Below are 14,930 nucleotides of genomic sequence, written 5' to 3'. Positions count from 1 at the left end.
GGGAAAAAAAAGCAGCCCGAAGGCTGCCTTTTTGCTGTGACTCCCGCAGGAGCAACAGGATCAGGAAGCGGACTTGACCGTGCCAGCAGTGCGGGCGAAGCGGGCGCGGAACTTTTCCACGCGGCCGGTTTCGACGATGCGGGTCTGGGCGCCAGTGTAGAACGGGTGCGATTCGGAGGTCACGTCGCACTTGAAGAGCGGGTACGTCTTGCCGTCGAGTTCGACGGTTTCGCGCGTCTGGACGGTGGAACGGGTGATGAACTTGTTGCCCGTTTGCAGGTCGGCGAAGACGACTTCGCGGTATTCGGGGTGAATGCCTTCTTTCATGGTGCTTTCCTAGACTCGGTCGAGTCTTTTTCAAGAGTTAGGGTCGCCAGCTACAGCTGCCTGGGTCGCTGCCCAAGTTGGGCTGACCTACACCCATTGGCGCGACAGGCGCTAGCCACGTATCCAAAAAGTAACCACGCATTCTAGCATGCGATATTGCCCTCGGCCAGCCGTAACTGGGCGCCTGGGCCAGCCTGCGGCCCGGGCGCCTCGACTTGGGAGAAAGTCAAAGATCCGTGCGCAGCTTCCAGATTTCCGGAAACAGCACGACTTCCAGCATGCGCCGCAGGTAATCCACCCCGGACGTGCCGCCCGTGCCGCGCTTGAAGCCGATGACGCGTTCGACCGTCGTCACGTGGCGAAAGCGCCACAGCCGGAAGGCATCCTCCAGGTCGGTCAGCTTTTCGCCCAGCTGGTACAGCGCCCAATAGCGGTCCGTGTCGCGGTAGACCGCCAGCCACGCGGCTTCAACCGCCGCAGACGCTTGATAGGGCTGCGTCCAATCGCGCTCCAGGTAGTCCGCGGGAATGTCCAGGCCGTTGCGCGCCAGCAGCCGCAGCGCCTCGTCATACAGGGACGGCGCCTCGTACGCGCTTTGCACCTGGGCCAGCAGGTCGGCGCGGTGCGAGTGCGGCTTGAGCATTGCCGCGTTCTTGTTGCCCAGCAGGAATTCGACCTGGCGGTACTGGTAGCTCTGGAATCCGCTGGACCGCGCCAGGTAGGGACGCAACGCGGAGTATTCGGGCGGCGTCATGGTGGCCAGCACGTCCCAGGCGTGCACGAGCTGCTCCATGATCTTGCTGACGCGCGCCAGCATCTTGAAGGCGGGCTGCAGACGGTCCGCCGCCACGCTGGCGATCGCCGCGCGCAGCTCGTGCAGCATCAGCTTCATCCACAGTTCGCTGGTCTGATGCTGGATGATGAACAGCATTTCGTTGTGCTCGGGCGACATCGGATGCTGGGCGCCGAGCAGTTCGTCCAGATGCAGGTAATCGCCGTAGGTCATGTCGCGCGCGAAATCGAGCTGCGCTTTTTCCTGGTGGACGATGTCTTCGGGGCGTTCGTTCTGGTTCATGCGCGGCCTCCGGGGCAGGGCGGGGCGGCGCGGCGGGCAGATGCGGGCAGGGCGCGCCAGTGGGGCGCGAAAAGCAATTGCATGGTCGATTCTCCAGGCGGGGCGGCTGCAGTCGCGCAGCCGCTCCCGGGCAGGCAAATCAGCCTACAGTTCGCGCAGGACCGCGCGGACCGGGCTGGCATCGGCCTGGACCAGCGCCAACGGCAAGGCGATCAACTCGTAATCGCCTTCTGGCACGTCGTCGAGCACCAGGTTCTCCAGTACCCGCATGTCATGCCGCAAGATCGTGTGGTGGCTGTCCAGGGTCTTGCTGGAAGCGGGGTCGATGCTGGCGGTGTCCAGACCGATCAGCATGACGCCGCGTTCGGCCAGCCATTCGATCGTCTGGGGCGCATAGGCGGAGAAGTCGTCCGTCCACCAGTCCTGCGCGGCGTGCTTGGCGGTGCGCACCAGCACGCGGGGCGGCAGGTTGTGCGCCGCGTGGGCAAGGTGATCGATGGTGATGAGCGCGCCGCAGTCGATCGCGTGGATGACGCGGCAGGGGCCCAGAAAGGGTTCAAGCGAGACCGCGCCGATGGCTGCGGCCCCGTTTTGGTAGTGCAGCGGGGCGTCGGCGTGCGCACCGATGTGCGGCGACAGCGTGATTTCGCTGACATTGACCGGACAGCCAGGCGTGAGCGACCACTTCCATTGCTGGCGGTACGGCGTGTCGCCCGGAAACACGGGCGATGCCGTCGAGACGGGCGGGGAAATGTCCCACAGGCGTTTCATGGCAGGCAAGAAGGGTCGCGAGGGCCGAAATTAGGTTAAGCCTAAAACAATATCGGGCGGTAGTCTAACGGAATTCCGGCCCGCGTTGCGGTCAGAGGCAGCCCAGCTCGGCCATCGACAGCGCCGAGCCGCCCGCGACGATCAGGTGGTCGACCAGCCGGATGTCCACCAGCGCCAGGGCTTGCTTCAGGTGCCGGGTAAAGCTCTGGTCAGCGGCGCTTGGCGAGGCCACGCCCGACGGGTGATTGTGCGCCACGATGAGGGCCGCCGCATGGTGGCGCAGGGCTTCGCGCACGACCTCCCGGGGGTAGACCGCCGCCTGCGACAGCGTGCCCCGCGCCAGTTCGCCGGTGGCGATCAGGCGCAGCTGGGCGTCCAGGTAGAGCGCGATGCAGTGCTCGACCTGGCGATGCCCGAGCGCCGCCTTGCAGTATTGCTTCACGCGGGTAGGGTGGTTCATGGCGATGTCCCTGACCAGGTCTTCTTCCAGCGCCCGGCGCGCCAGTTCCAGCAAGGCCGCCAGGGTGCAGGCCTTGGACGAGCCCAGGCCGGCGACGGCCATCAGTTCCTCGGGCGAGGTGCTTAAAAGGCCCCGCAGGCCGCCGAACCGGTCCAGCAGCTGGCGGCATAGATCCACCACATTCAGCCCCGGAATGCCCGTGCGCAGGGCGACGGCAAGCAGCTCGGCGTCCTGGATGGATGCGGCCCCGTGGCGCAGCATGCGCTCTCGGGGACGGTCTTGTTTTGGCAGCCGGACGGACAATTTCATAAGAGGCTCTAAAATCAGGGTTTACTCAAATACCCATACGGTGGCAGATCGTGAGCATCGCCTCTAATGAAGTGAACGTTTTGGTCCGTCCGGATTCCTACCTGACGCTGCACTACCGCATCACGCTGGCGTCCGGCCCGGGCGCGGGCTCCATCTTCACGGATACCTTCGACGGCCGGCCCGGCACGCTGCAGATGGGCAGCGGCCAGTGGGCGCCCGGCCTTGAGGCCGCATTGGTCGGCCGCGCCGAAGGCGACAAGTTCAGCGTCACCATCGAGCCCGCCGATGCCTATGGCGACCGCAACCCCGAACTCATCCAGCGCGTCACGCGCGCCATGCTGGCCGAACACGCGGGTCCGGATGCCACCTTCGAACCTGGCGACCTTGTCGAATTCACCGCGCCCAACGGGGGCCGCTACTCGGGCGTCCTGAAGGAAATCAACGACGACTCGGCCCTGTTCGATTTCAACCACCCGCTGGCGGGCATCAGCCTGAAAGTGGACGTCGCGCTGCTGGGAGTGCTTTGATGAGCCAGGCTGTCACCGCCTCCGACGCCGAAGTTCTGCTGGCGCAGCCGCGCGGCTTCTGTGCAGGCGTGGATCGCGCCATCGATATCGTCGAGCGGGCCATCGAACTGCACGGCGCGCCCATCTATGTGCGCCACGAGATCGTTCACAACCGCTATGTCGTCGAAGACCTGCGCGCCAAGGGCGCCATCTTCATCGACGAGCTCGAGGACGCGCCGGCGGGCGCCATCGTGGTGTTTTCGGCGCATGGCGTCTCCAAGGCCGTGCGCGCCGAAGCCGAATCGCGCGGCCTGCAAGTGTTTGACGCCACCTGCCCGCTGGTCACCAAGGTCCACATCGAAGTCGCGCGCATGCGCGCGGCCGGCCGCGAGATCATCATGATCGGCCACAAGGGCCATCCCGAGGTCGAGGGCACCCTGGGGCAGGCGCAGGGCGGCATGTATCTCGTCGAAACCGTCGAGGACGTGGCAGGCCTTGATGTCGCAAACCCTGAAAACCTGGCCTTCGTCACGCAGACCACGCTGTCGGTCGACGACGCGGCCGCCGTGTCGCAGGCGCTCAAGGCGCGCTTTCCCAACATTGCCGAGCCCAAGAAGAGCGACATCTGCTATGCGACGCAGAACCGGCAGGACGCGGTCAAGGTCATGGCGCCCGAATGCGACCTGGTGCTGGTCGTGGGCAGCCCGAACAGTTCGAACTCCAACCGGCTGCGCGAAGTGGCCGAGCGCAAGGGCGTCGCGTCCTATCTGATCGACGGCGCGGATTCCATCGATCCCGCCTGGCTGGCCGGCCGCAAGCGCATTGGCGTGACGGCGGGCGCCTCTGCGCCGGAAGTGCTGGTGCAGCAGGTCATTGCGCGGGTCAAGGAACTGGGCGCCGTCTCGGTGCGCAAGATGCCGGGGCTTGAAGAAAACGTCGCGTTCCCGTTGCCCAAGGGCTTGTCGCGCAAGGCGGCCCAGACCGAATCGCTGGAATGAACAAGCGCCGCCCACGCGGGCGGCGCCACAAGAACACCGAGGAGACTTCATGCAGCTCTACAGCTACTTCCGCAGCTCGGCCGCTTACCGCGTGCGTATCGCCTTGAACCTGAAGGGCCTGCCGTACGAATATGTGCCCGTCCATCTGCTGAAGGACGGCGGCCAGCAGTTGTCGGCCGATTACCGCAAGGTGAATCCGACCGCTCTGGTTCCGGCGCTGGTCGACGGCGATGCGGTCATCGGCCAATCGCTGGCCATCATCGAATACCTGGAAGAAACCCATCCCCAGGCGCCGCTGCTGCCGGCCGACGCCATCGGCCGCGCCCGGGTGCGCGATCTGGCGCTGGGCATTGCCTGCGACACGCATCCGTTGAACAACCTGCGCGTGCTGAAGTACCTGAAGCACACGCTGGGCGTGGACGAAGCCGCCAAGACCGCCTGGTACAAGCACTGGGTGCATCAGGGGCTCGAAGCCCTGGAAGCCCAGTTGGCCGGCTCAAGCGCCACGGGCCAGTTCTGCCACGGCGACACGCCCACCATCGCGGACCTGTGCCTGGTGCCGCAAGTGGCGAATGCGCAGCGCTTCGAGTGTGACCTGTCGGCCATGCCCAATGTGCTGCGCATCGATGCGGCGTGCCGGGCCTTGCCGGCTTTCGAAAAGGCCGCGCCGGGCAATCAGCCCGACGCGGAGTGACACAGCGGCCGGTCAGCCGATCTGCACCGGCACGAAGATCTTGTCTTCGCCCCGCTGCACCAGCAAGGCCACGGTCTTGCCCGCCTTGGACAACTCGGCCTTCACCTGGCCGACGTTGTGCACCGGCACACCATTGAGCGACAGCAGCACGTCGCCGGGCTGAATGCCAGCCTTGGCGGCGGGGCCGGCCGAACGTTCGATCAGCAAGCCTTCCGCACCGGCCTCCTGTTGCTCCTGCGGGCTCAGGGGGCGCAGTGCCAGCCCAAGCTGGCCACGCTGCACTTCCTGGCCGTCGGCCGACGCCTGCGTCTTGTCCTTGGGCACGCCACCCAGCGTCGCGACCATTTCCTTCTGCCCGCCGTTGCGCCACACGTCCAGCTTGATCTTCTCGCCGGGGGCGGCCATGGTGATCGTGGAAGCCAGGTCGCCCGAAGACACAATGGTCTTGCCGTCGATCTTGCGCACCACGTCGCCCGGCTGCAGTCCGGCCTTATCCGCCGCGCTGCCCTTTTCGACGCTCGACACCAGCGCGCCCGACGGCGAGTCCAGCTTGAACGAATCGGCCAGGTCCTGGTTCACTTCCTGGACCGTCACGCCCAGGCGCGCATGCTGCACCTTGCCGTGCTCGAGGATCTGGTCCTTGATCTTGTAAGCCAGGTCGATGGGGATCGAAAACGACAGACCCTGGAAGCCGCCGGTGCGGCTGTAGATCTGCGAGTTGATGCCCACGACTTCGCCGCGGTCGTTGAACAGCGGGCCACCCGAGTTGCCGGGATTCACGGCCACGTCGGTCTGGATGAACGGCACCGAGGTGTCGTCCGGCAGCGAGCGGCCCTTGGCGCTGACGATGCCGGCGGTGGCGGTGTTCTCCAGGCCGTAGGGCGAGCCGATGGCCAGCACCCATTCGCCCACCTGCAGCTTGTTGACGTCGCCCACCTTGACCACCGGCAGGTTCTTCGCGTCGATCTTGATGACGGCGACGTCGGTCTGCGGATCGGCGCCCAGGACCTTGGCCTTGTACTCGCGGCGGTCGGTCATCTTCACGGTCACTTCCTTGGCGTCCTGGACCACGTGCGCGTTGGTCAGGATGATGCCGTCCGAGCTGACGATGAAGCCCGAGCCTTCGCCGCGCATCGGCACTTCACGGGCCGGCGCGCGGCCGCGCGATCCGGGAATCTGACCAAAGAACTGGGCGAACGGGTCGTCGCTCTCGTCGGCGGACACCTTGCGTGTGCCGCTCACGCTGATGTTGACGACGGCCGGACCGGATTCGCGCGTGATCTGCGCGAAATTGGGCGGCACGGACGCGCTGATCGGCTGCGAAGCCGCGGTCGGGGCGTCGGCAGCCATCGAAACGCTGCCGGTCAAGGCAGTGGCGCCTGCGCCGCCAATGGCGCCGGCGGCCAGCAGCGCCATGATGAGGCGCGAGGGTTTGATTTGCGTGGTCTTCATGTCGGCTCCTGCGATCATGTTGGGGACATGGCGCTATCTTCAGGCTCGACACTTAGGGGAAACTTAAGCAGGAAAATCCACGCGCGCACGCAGGCCCTGGCCACCCGGCGGATCTTCCAAAGTGATGGTGGCGCCGTGGCGGTCGGCGATGGTGCGCGCGATGGCTAGCCCCAGCCCGCTGCCATGCGTGGTGTTGCCTTCGGCGCGATAGAAGCGGTCGAACACGCGCTCGCGCTCGTGGACGGGGATGCCCGGTCCCGCATCGTCGATCAGCAGCGAGACCCGGTCCGGCGTGCGGTCAAGGCGGATGCCGATGCGCTCGCCGGCAGGCGAGTGCTTGATCGCGTTGTCCAGCAGATTGCGCGCCAGCAGCACCAGCGCATCGCGATTGCCGCGCACCTGCGCCTGCGTCTCGCCGTCCAGCGCAATGTCGATGGATTTGGCGTTCGCCTGTGGCAGCGTCTCGGATACGGACTGGCGCAGCACGTCGGCCAGGTCCACGGGCGCAAGCGGCGTCTGAGCCTGCGCGCCTTCCTGGCGCGCCATCGACAGCAATTGCTCGACCAGCCGCGTGGCGCGATCGATGCCCGCGGCCAGGCGCTGTTCGGCAAGCTGGCGGGCCTCGGGGTCAGTTGCGCGCTGCAGCGCCTGCATCTGCAGGCGCAAGGCCGCCAATGGCGAGCGCAGTTCGTGCGCCGCGTCGCCCACGAATTGCTTCTGTTGGGCAAACGCGCCGCGCATGCGTTCGAGCAGCAGGTTCAGTTCCTGCACCAGCGGGCGGATTTCATCGGGCAGCCCCCGCACGCTCACGGGCGACAGGTCTTCGGGCTGGCGCGCGGCCACTTGCGCGCGGGCGCGCTTGACCGGCCGCAGCGACCAGCTCACGACGCACCAGATGATCAGCATCAGCAGCGGCGCGGCCGCGGCGATCGGCGCGACGGTGCGCAGGGCAAGCGCGCTGGCCATGTTCTTGCGCACGCGCATATCCTGCGCCACCTGGATCACCTGGAAAGGCGTGGCCAGCGAATACACGCGGTAGGTCTCGCCCTCAAGTTTGGCATCCGAAAACCCCAGCACGATCTGGCTGGGCAGGCGCAGGCGGGAGCGCGAATTGAAGACCCGCAGGCCGTCCGGCGTCCAGATCTGGATGATGAGATCGTCGGCAACCGGCGAACCCGCCCCGCGCGCGTGCGTCGGGCCCGTGCTGAGCAAGCCGTCGCCGGTGCCCAGCGACAGGGCGGTGCGCTGCAGCAGCGAATCGAAGATGTCGTCAGCTTGCGCCAAGGTGCTGCGGTAGGCGATTGCGCCTTGCACCAGCGCGCCGACCGCGATGGCGGCCAGCAGAAAGAAAAGCAGCCTGGCTCTCAGCGAGTAGCTAAGCGGAATGCTCATGTTTTGGGGATGACATAGCCGACGCCTCTGACGTTCTGGATCAGGTTCGGACCCAGTTTCTTGCGCAGGCCATGAATATAAACCTCAACGGCATTGCTGCTGATGCTGTCCTTCCAGCTGTAGAGTTTTTCTTCGAGCTGGGCGCGGGAGAAGATCATGCCGGGCCGGGCGATCAGGGGTTCCAGCACCGCCCATTCGCGGGCGGTCAGCGTGACCGGCGAGCCGTCGACCATGGCGGCATGGGATTGCGGGTCGATGGTGATGCCTTCGTGTTCGAAGATGGGTTCGGCCCGGCCCGCGCTGCGGCGGATCAGTGCCCGCATGCGAGCCAGCAGTTCGTCCACGTCGTAGGGCTTGACGATGTAGTCGTCGGCGCCGGCGTCCAGTCCCGCGATACGGTCGCTGACCGCATCGCGCGCGGTGGCGATGAGCACCGGCGTGCGGTCCTTGCGCGTGCGCATGTCGCGCAGCAAGCTCAGCCCGTCGCGCTTGGGCAGGCCCAGGTCGAGCAGGACAAGGTCGTAAGGGTCGGTGCGCAGCGCCGAGTCCGCCGCGCTGCCGTCCCGGACCCAATCAACGGCGTAGTGTTCCGCGCGCAGGCAGTCCAGCACGCTTTCGCCGATCATCATGTCGTCTTCCACGAGAAGAATGCGCATGGTTTTTTCCGCTGGGGTGGTCCAAGGGGGTTGGACGCGCGGCGATCAGCTCGAGTTCCCAGCTGGGGCGGGGTGGGCGGGACGAGGATAGGGGGCGGAAATGAAAAAAGCAGCCCGAGAGGGCTGCTTTTTGGAAATCTGGTGCCGGCAATAGGAGTCGAACCTACGACCTTCGCATTACGAATGCGCTGCTCTACCAACTGAGCTATGCCGGCAAGACCATTTGCTTTTGTTTCTGGACCAGGCCGGAAAGCGCTAAGCAAAACATCTTTTTTCTTTCCCGTTCGCTGCCTTTTTTGGGGCCCGATCTGGAAAGACCGAAATCATATCAGAGTTTTTTCGCGATGGGAAACAAGCAGTGAAAAAAATCCGGAAAAAGATGGCATTTGCACGCGATGAATTTTTAGTTCATAATTTCGGTCTTGGCAGATCCCCGATAGCTCAGTCGGTAGAGCGACGGACTGTTAATCCGCAGGTCGCTGGTTCGAGCCCAGCTCGGGGAGCCAAAAGAAATTTTGGGCCGCTCACGCAAGTGAGCGGCCCTTTTGGTTTTTGCGGCGCGCAGCCATTGCGCGTCCATCAAAGGGTCGAATCGGCATGAGTGACGACAAGCGCGTTGGCGTGACCGTGGTGTCCGGCTTTCTGGGCAGCGGAAAGACGTCGCTGCTCAATCGCCTGCTGCAAGAGCCCGCCTATGCCGGCGCGGTGGTCATCGTCAATGAATACGGCGATATCGGGGTTGATCATCATCTGGTCCGGCTCGCCCCGGACAATGTCGTGTTGGTCGAGGGTGGCTGCCTGTGCTGCGTCGTAAGCGGCTCGGTGGTCGACACCTTGCGCGATCTGTTCATGTCGGCGCTCGGGCGCAAGATCAAGCCGTTTCGGCACGTCATCATCGAAACCAGCGGCCTCGCGGATCCGGCGCCCATTCTCTTCACGCTCAAGCATGAACGGTTTCTGGCCGAACGCTACGTGTACCGGGGCGCGATCGTGGTGGTGTCGGCGACGCATGGCGCCGGGCAGTTGCAGACGCAGCCCGAGGCGGCCCGGCAGCTGGCGCTCGCCGACACGGTCGTCGTCAGCAAGTCCGACCTGACCGATCAGGCGCAAGTGCGGCAGGTCGAGCGGGCTATTGCTGCCGTCAATCCCGGCGCGCGGCGCTGCGTGCAGCGCCCGGATGAGCCGCTTGCGCTCATGCTGCGCGAGGCGCCGGATCTTTTTGCGCGGCAGGATGGCGTGATTGCCGCCAATTGGCTTGCGGCCTTTTCCACGCCTCCGGGCGCTCGGCATGCGGGCGTGGGCAGTGTGTCGATCACGTTGCAGGCGCCCGTCGGGCGGGCAGCGTTTCTGGCAGGCATGGCCCGTATCCAGGAGCGCTACGGGCAGGGCTTGCTCAGGATGAAGGGGCTGATCTGCTTCGAGGGCGATTCGATGCCCTGCGAGGTGCATGGCGTTCATGGCGAGTTGTACCCGCTGCAGGCCTTGCGCGCGTGGCCGGACGAATCGCGCGCGTCGCGGCTGGTGCTCATTGTGCGTGGCATGTCGGAAACAGAAGTGGCCGGGGCCGTGCGCGAGGCGCTGGGTCAGCCAGCGGCCTGATCCTTTCGAAGGACCCCGTTTCATTGATCGATATTCCGTTGCGGATGCGGCGCGGAAATACGGTATAACCGGTACGGTCTGATGCCCGTGCCGAGACGAAGATGGATCGACTGAAAGCCATGCAGGTGTTCGTCGAGGTTGCCGACCGGGGCAGCCTGTCGGCGGCCGCCGTCCATCTGGACATGTCGCGGGCCATGGTGTCTCGCTACCTGGCCGAGATGGAGCAATGGGTCGGCGTGCGGCTTCTGCATCGCACCACGCGGCGCCTGAGTCTGACGCCGGCCGGCGCCGAAACGCTGCCGCGCTGCCGCCAGATGCTGGATATGGTCGGCGACCTGCATAGCGCCGTCGCCACCCCCGAAGACACACCGCGCGGTCTGCTGCGCATCACCACAAGCATGTCCTTTGGCGCCCGTCACCTGGCGCCGGCTGTCACCGACTACGTCAAGCGGCACCCCGGCACGTCGGTCGACCTGATGCTGGTGGAGCGGGCGGTCAATCTGGTGGAAGAGCGCGTGGATCTTGCCGTGCGGATCACCAACGACCTCGATCCCAACCTGATCGCGCGCAAGCTGGCGGTGTGCCGCTCGGTGGTTTGCGCATCCCCGGAATATCTGGCGCGCGAAGGTGTGCCGGCGCGCATCGAAGATCTGTCATTGCGCAACTGCCTGACGCATTCCTATTTCGGTAAAAGCCTCTGGCGTTTCGAACGCGACGGCGAGCCGGTCGATGTGCCGGTCGGCGGCAACATCAGCGCCAATGAAGTGTCCGTGTTGTCGTCCGCTGCGGTGGAGGGGGTGGGCATCGCCATGTTGCCCACCTATTACGCGGCCGAATACATTGCGTCCGGCAAGCTGCAGGTCATTCTGCGCGAGTGCAAGCCTCAGGAGCTTGGCATTTATGGCGTTTATGCGTCGCGCCGGCAAATGCCGCTGATTTTGCGCTCGATGCTGGATTATCTTGCCGAGCGGCTGGGATCTGCGCCGTGGGACAGGCCGGCAGTCTAGGCTCCGGTTGCGCCGCAGCTTGAGAGCGCAATATATGGCGGTATAATTTGCCGGCATTTGACCTTAAAAAACCTAAGAATCATTCCGGCCTGGTGGCAGGCCGGCGCAGTCCGCAGCACGGCTCGGTTTGCGCATGGGGGTGTGCCAGTGGGCGTGTCTGTCTGGCAGCGGCGCTATTGCGTCGCGCGGCTGTGGCCGATGCCTATTGGTTCTAGTCTTTGCTATCAATACTTTCGCGGATAACGCTTGGTGCCGGTGGTTCCGGCGCGTTCCGCAGCCATTTTGGCGACCGGCGTCGGCATAGCTGGCGCCAGCTTTTCCAGATTTTGCTCAGACCGGATTTTGTTCAGACGTTTGCCGCTGCTGCGCAGCAGCGGTAGGCATTCCGCCTTATTGGCGCCGGCGCGGCGGTCTTGCGCGGGGCCGCGCCAAGAGGCCGGGGCGCGGCGGTAAACAGGAACCCAGTGACAATTTCGCAAGCCAACATCGATTGTTGCGCCGCCGCTCATGCGGCGGCCCGGGTGTTTGCGCGCGAAGATGCCTGCTGCCGCGGATTTAGTCGCGATCCGAATGCCGGTTTCTCGCGCATTCAATTCGGCGGCGCAAATGAAAAAGGCCCGGCGAATGCCGAGCCTTCATCAAATTGGTTGCGGGGGCAGGATTTGAACCTACGACCTTCGGGTTATGAGCCCGACGAGCTGCCAGACTGCTCCACCCCGCGTCTGAGAAAAGAATATTAACCTTATTTCAAACCAAGCGCAAGTTAGCCCCTTTTTGAATTTGGATGTCGATGAACGATAGCGAGGCAATACTCGTGCTGGAAACCGCGCTGCTGTGCGCGGTGCAGCCGATGCAGATTTCCGATATGCGCAAGCTGTTCGGGGATGATGAACAATTCGACAACAGTGCCGTGCGCCGGCTGCTGGAGACCTTGCAGGCCAACTGGGCCGACGGCGGGTTGGAACTTGTGCAGCTTGCCTCCGGCTGGCGTTTCCAGAGCCGCCCCAGCATGCAGCGCTATCTGGAGCGTCTAAGCCCGGAAAAACCGCCTAAATATTCCCGCGCCGTGATGGAAACACTGGCCATCGTGGCTTGGCGCCAACCCGTGACGCGCGGGGATATCGAAGACATCCGGGGCGTGACGGTGTCGTCGCAGATCGTCAAGGCCCTCGAAGACCGTGGCTGGATCGAGGTGATCGGCCATCGTGACGCGCCGGGACGCCCCGCGCTGTTCGGCACCACGCGTCAGTTCCTGGACGATCTGGGACTGCGCGCGCTGGACGAGCTGCCGCCGCTCGAAACCGCGCACGCGGCCGCCGCACTCGCCGGGCTGGATCTGGGCGAAGTGCAGCAGGTGCTGGGCGAGGGGCCGGAACAGGCCGAAGGCGAGGGCGCCGCGCCAGCGGGCGAGGCTGCCCACGAAGGCGCCACGCCCGGCGCCGATGGCGCAGAGCCGGGCTCGGATGTTGAGCCGGACCAGGCGGCGCCCGAAGGCGAAAATCTGCCCCTGGCTGGCCTCGACGAACAAAACCGCGAGAACTTCCCCGTTGCGGAATTGTCTGTTTCGGAAGACGAGGTCCCCATAGCGGCCATCGATAGCGTAGAATCCCAGCTTTCGCGCACAGAAGAAGGCGCGGATCCCGCCGACGAATCCACCGTCCGGGAGCAAGCCGAAGGCTTGTCCAATACGCCGCTCTCGTCCGATCTTCCCGACGACAGGGCTGGCAACGACATTTCCGATATGGCCGCCGATGCCTCCGAGGCCGGTGCTGCAAAGGAAAGAGTCGAGAACGCAAAACACGCGGAACCGACTGACCCGACTGACAAGACCGATGCCGAGGCCCCTGGCGACGCCAGGCGTGAGCCCGTTCATGGTCTTGGCGGGGCTGTTCAGCCCGACGCCGATGCCGCCGACGCGGCGCCGGAAGAGGCGGACCCCGAACGGTCCGGGTCTGGACGGAATTCGGCGTCCCCAGATGATGACGAGCCTGCTCCCGGCAGGCCTACCCAAGTTTGAAATTCGGAGCTGTCCCAGTGACAACGAATACAGCAATACAGGACGACACCCCCCGTTCGGATGACGCCGTTGCCGGCGCGCCGGAATCCTCCGCTGCGCGCGAACCGGCCGCCGAAGGCGATGCCGGCGCCCGCGGCCGCGGACGCAAGCTGAGGACGCCGTTCCGCCGCCGTCGTGGCGATGCCGCCGCCGAGCAGGCCCCCGCCGCCGAAGGCCAGGCTGCCGCGCCGGCTGCGCCGGTCGAGTCCGCGGACGCCCGTGGCGGCGAGCAGGAGGCTGAGCAGGCCCTGTCCTACCTGGATACGGCTGACCGCATGGAACAGCGCCTGGGCAAGTACCTGAACAGCGAAGCGGTCATGCCCAAGCTGCACAAGGTGCTGGCCGACGCCGGTATCGGCTCGCGCCGCGAAATGGAAGAACTGATCGTGGCGGGCCGCGTGTCCGTCAACGGCGAGCCGGCGCATATCGGCCAGCGCGTGGGTCCCAACGACCAGGTGCGCGTCAACGGCAAGCCCATCATGCGCGCCAACACCAAGAAGCCGCCGCGCGTGATCCTGTATCACAAGCCCGCCGGCGAGATCGTCAGCCACGACGACCCCGGCGGCCGTGCCAGCGTGTTTGCGCGTTTGCCCAAGCTGCGCACCGGCAAGTGGCTCTCAGTGGGCCGCCTGGACTTGAACACCGAAGGCCTGCTCATCTTCACGACGTCGGGCGACATGGCCAACCGGATCATGCACCCCCGTTATGGCACGGAACGCGAGTACGCGGTCCGTGTCCTGGGCGAAATGGACGAAGCGCAGCGCCAGTCGCTGGTGGACGGCATCGAACTCGAAGACGGTCTGGCCGCATTCGGCGCGCTGGATTATCTGGGCGGAGACGGCAGCAACCGCTGGTATCGCGTCACGCTGCAAGAAGGCCGCAACCGGGAAGTGCGCCGCATGTTTGAAGCGGTGGGCGTCACGGTCAGCCGCCTGATCCGTACGCGTTTTGGCGATGTGGTGCTGCCGCGCACGCTGCGCCGTGGCCGCTGGGACGAACTGGATGCGTCTCTCGTGACCGCGCTGATGGTGCAACTGGGGTTGTTGCGAGAAGACGACGATTCGTCCGGCAACCGCCGCCGTTCCAAGCAGCCGCAATCGCATGACAGCGCGCTGCCCCCGGGGTTTGGCACGCTGGACCGCAATGGCATGAATGGCGCCCGCATCGGGCGTCGCGGCAAGTTGCAGGGCGGCGGTGTGGGCAGCGCGGGTCAGGCTGCGGCGTGTCCGTCCGATCCGTTCGGCACCGGCCTGATGATTGCTGGCGGCTATGCCAACGGCCACCCGCTCTCGGGCGAGGGCGGCTTCGGCAATCGCAAGGGCAAACCGGGTTCTCGGCCCGCTGGCGCCGGCAAGCCCGGTGGCAAGGCGGGCGGTAAGTCGGGTGGCAAGGCGGGTGGACGCTCCGGCGGCAATGCCCGCGGGCCTCGCGCTGCGGCGAACGCCGGCCCGGGTAACCCGATGGCCAGCAGCCCGGTGGGCGGCAATGTCGCAGGCGTCAACCCGGCGGTTGGCGGCATGGCGGAAGCGCCGGCTGGCGCGGGCCGCAGGCCCGGTGGCAAGTCCGGGGGCAAGCCGGGCGGCGGCAAGCCGGGCGGCAACAAACCGGCAGGCGCGCGTGGCGGCAAT

At 65.5% G+C, this 14,930-nt stretch carries 15 protein-coding genes and 3 tRNA genes; 8 read left to right on the top strand and 10 right to left on the bottom strand.

Annotated features, from left to right (window positions below):
- Positions 1–60: 60 nt before the first annotated feature.
- The 4 genes from HV786_RS20930 to radC form a co-directional block, all read right to left on the bottom strand.
- On the bottom strand, positions 61–327 hold the full coding sequence (locus tag HV786_RS20930) for a type B 50S ribosomal protein L31 (protein ID WP_008164119.1): 267 nt from the start codon (positions 325–327) through the stop codon (positions 61–63).
- Between the two features lie 226 nt (positions 328–553).
- On the bottom strand, positions 554–1,402 hold the full coding sequence (gene kynA, locus HV786_RS20925; RefSeq protein WP_062838631.1) for a tryptophan 2,3-dioxygenase: 849 nt from the start codon (positions 1,400–1,402) through the stop codon (positions 554–556).
- Between the two features lie 144 nt (positions 1,403–1,546).
- Positions 1,547–2,173 (bottom strand): arylformamidase, encoded by a 627-nt coding sequence (gene kynB / locus HV786_RS20920; RefSeq protein WP_056322353.1) that lies wholly within the window; start codon positions 2,171–2,173, stop codon positions 1,547–1,549.
- 91 nt (positions 2,174–2,264) lie between these two features.
- On the bottom strand, positions 2,265–2,942 hold the full coding sequence (gene radC / locus HV786_RS20915; RefSeq protein ID WP_056322355.1) for a RadC family protein: 678 nt from the start codon (positions 2,940–2,942) through the stop codon (positions 2,265–2,267).
- A gap of 50 nt (positions 2,943–2,992) precedes the next feature.
- Here radC and HV786_RS20910 point away from each other — a divergent pair, with 50 nt between their 5' ends.
- From HV786_RS20910 to maiA, 3 genes are read left to right on the top strand one after another with little or no spacing between them, the layout of a single operon-like run.
- The gene (locus HV786_RS20910; RefSeq protein WP_081100848.1) at positions 2,993–3,469 is read left to right on the top strand and encodes an FKBP-type peptidyl-prolyl cis-trans isomerase; all 477 of its coding nucleotides are present in this window, start codon (positions 2,993–2,995) and stop codon (positions 3,467–3,469) included.
- A complete protein-coding gene (gene ispH / locus HV786_RS20905) occupies positions 3,469–4,446 on the top strand; it encodes a 4-hydroxy-3-methylbut-2-enyl diphosphate reductase (RefSeq protein WP_056322361.1) in 978 nt (325 codons plus the stop codon). Before HV786_RS20910 ends, ispH begins: the two co-directional genes overlap by 1 nt.
- A 49-nt stretch (positions 4,447–4,495) precedes the next feature.
- The gene (gene maiA, locus HV786_RS20900; protein ID WP_128827758.1) at positions 4,496–5,140 is read left to right on the top strand and encodes a maleylacetoacetate isomerase; all 645 of its coding nucleotides are present in this window, start codon (positions 4,496–4,498) and stop codon (positions 5,138–5,140) included.
- A 12-nt stretch (positions 5,141–5,152) separates the two neighbouring features.
- On the opposite strand, the gene HV786_RS20895 is transcribed toward maiA, so the two are convergent.
- The 4 genes from HV786_RS20895 to HV786_RS20880 form a co-directional block, all read right to left on the bottom strand.
- Positions 5,153–6,592, bottom strand: coding sequence for a DegQ family serine endoprotease (locus tag HV786_RS20895; protein ID WP_128827759.1), 1,440 nt, complete (start codon positions 6,590–6,592; stop codon positions 5,153–5,155).
- A 63-nt stretch (positions 6,593–6,655) separates the two neighbouring features.
- On the bottom strand, positions 6,656–7,984 hold the full coding sequence (locus HV786_RS20890; protein ID WP_175211725.1) for an ATP-binding protein: 1,329 nt from the start codon (positions 7,982–7,984) through the stop codon (positions 6,656–6,658).
- Positions 7,981–8,640 (bottom strand): response regulator, encoded by a 660-nt coding sequence (locus HV786_RS20885; protein WP_128827761.1) that lies wholly within the window; start codon positions 8,638–8,640, stop codon positions 7,981–7,983. The genes HV786_RS20890 and HV786_RS20885 overlap by 4 nt, the downstream gene beginning before the upstream one ends.
- A gap of 139 nt (positions 8,641–8,779) precedes the next feature.
- Positions 8,780–8,855: transfer RNA gene (locus HV786_RS20880), tRNA-Thr, on the bottom strand.
- A gap of 215 nt (positions 8,856–9,070) precedes the next feature.
- Here HV786_RS20880 and HV786_RS20875 point away from each other — a divergent pair.
- The 3 genes from HV786_RS20875 (at position 9,071) to HV786_RS20865 (ending at position 11,246) form a co-directional block, all read left to right on the top strand.
- Positions 9,071–9,146, top strand: a tRNA-Asn gene (locus HV786_RS20875).
- A gap of 91 nt (positions 9,147–9,237) precedes the next feature.
- The gene (locus HV786_RS20870; protein WP_128827762.1) at positions 9,238–10,239 is read left to right on the top strand and encodes a CobW family GTP-binding protein; all 1,002 of its coding nucleotides are present in this window, start codon (positions 9,238–9,240) and stop codon (positions 10,237–10,239) included.
- A gap of 101 nt (positions 10,240–10,340) precedes the next feature.
- Positions 10,341–11,246 carry a LysR family transcriptional regulator gene (locus tag HV786_RS20865; protein WP_128827763.1) on the top strand — a complete coding sequence of 302 codons (906 nt, stop codon included), beginning with the start codon at positions 10,341–10,343 and terminating at the stop codon, positions 11,244–11,246.
- A 224-nt stretch (positions 11,247–11,470) separates the two neighbouring features.
- On the opposite strand, the gene HV786_RS20860 is transcribed toward HV786_RS20865, so the two are convergent.
- The gene (locus HV786_RS20860) at positions 11,471–11,839 is read right to left on the bottom strand and encodes a hypothetical protein (RefSeq protein WP_128827764.1); all 369 of its coding nucleotides are present in this window, start codon (positions 11,837–11,839) and stop codon (positions 11,471–11,473) included.
- 51 nt (positions 11,840–11,890) lie between these two features.
- Positions 11,891–11,967, bottom strand: a tRNA-Met gene (locus HV786_RS20855).
- 63 nt (positions 11,968–12,030) lie between these two features.
- Here HV786_RS20855 and scpB point away from each other — a divergent pair.
- Both scpB and rluB read left to right on the top strand, forming a co-directional pair.
- Positions 12,031–13,263, top strand: a complete 1,233-nt coding sequence (scpB, locus tag HV786_RS20850; protein WP_175211723.1) for an SMC-Scp complex subunit ScpB — start codon at positions 12,031–12,033, stop codon at positions 13,261–13,263.
- On the top strand, positions 13,260–14,930 hold a 1,671-nt coding region (rluB, locus tag HV786_RS20845; protein WP_175211721.1), incomplete at its 3' end, for a 23S rRNA pseudouridine(2605) synthase RluB. The genes scpB and rluB, both read left to right, overlap by 4 nt.

Origin of the sequence: Achromobacter mucicolens (assembly GCF_902859725.1) — a bacterium.
GTDB classification, from domain to species: Bacteria; Pseudomonadota; Gammaproteobacteria; order Burkholderiales; family Burkholderiaceae_B; genus Achromobacter; species Achromobacter mucicolens.
Note: the sequence above shows the minus strand (reverse complement) of the source record. Positions and strands in the feature narration are given on the sequence as shown.

What these genes read in the sequence shown, in the direction of transcription:
- HV786_RS20930 (WP_008164119.1), bottom strand. Translation starts at nt 327, where the DNA reads ATGAAAGAAGGCATTCACCCCGAATACCGCGAAGTCGTCTTCGCCGAC.
- kynA (WP_062838631.1), bottom strand. Translation starts at nt 1,402, where the DNA reads ATGAACCAGAACGAACGCCCCGAAGACATCGTCCACCAGGAAAAAGCG.
- kynB (WP_056322353.1), bottom strand. Translation starts at nt 2,173, where the DNA reads ATGAAACGCCTGTGGGACATTTCCCCGCCCGTCTCGACGGCATCGCCC.
- radC (WP_056322355.1), bottom strand. Translation starts at nt 2,942, where the DNA reads ATGAAATTGTCCGTCCGGCTGCCAAAACAAGACCGTCCCCGAGAGCGC.
- ispH (WP_056322361.1), top strand. Translation starts at nt 3,469, where the DNA reads ATGAGCCAGGCTGTCACCGCCTCCGACGCCGAAGTTCTGCTGGCGCAG.
- maiA (WP_128827758.1), top strand. Translation starts at nt 4,496, where the DNA reads ATGCAGCTCTACAGCTACTTCCGCAGCTCGGCCGCTTACCGCGTGCGT.
- HV786_RS20895 (WP_128827759.1), bottom strand. Translation starts at nt 6,592, where the DNA reads ATGAAGACCACGCAAATCAAACCCTCGCGCCTCATCATGGCGCTGCTG.
- HV786_RS20890 (WP_175211725.1), bottom strand. Translation starts at nt 7,984, where the DNA reads ATGAGCATTCCGCTTAGCTACTCGCTGAGAGCCAGGCTGCTTTTCTTT.
- HV786_RS20885 (WP_128827761.1), bottom strand. Translation starts at nt 8,640, where the DNA reads ATGCGCATTCTTCTCGTGGAAGACGACATGATGATCGGCGAAAGCGTG.
- HV786_RS20870 (WP_128827762.1), top strand. Translation starts at nt 9,238, where the DNA reads ATGAGTGACGACAAGCGCGTTGGCGTGACCGTGGTGTCCGGCTTTCTG.
- HV786_RS20865 (WP_128827763.1), top strand. Translation starts at nt 10,341, where the DNA reads ATGGATCGACTGAAAGCCATGCAGGTGTTCGTCGAGGTTGCCGACCGG.
- scpB (WP_175211723.1), top strand. Translation starts at nt 12,031, where the DNA reads ATGTCGATGAACGATAGCGAGGCAATACTCGTGCTGGAAACCGCGCTG.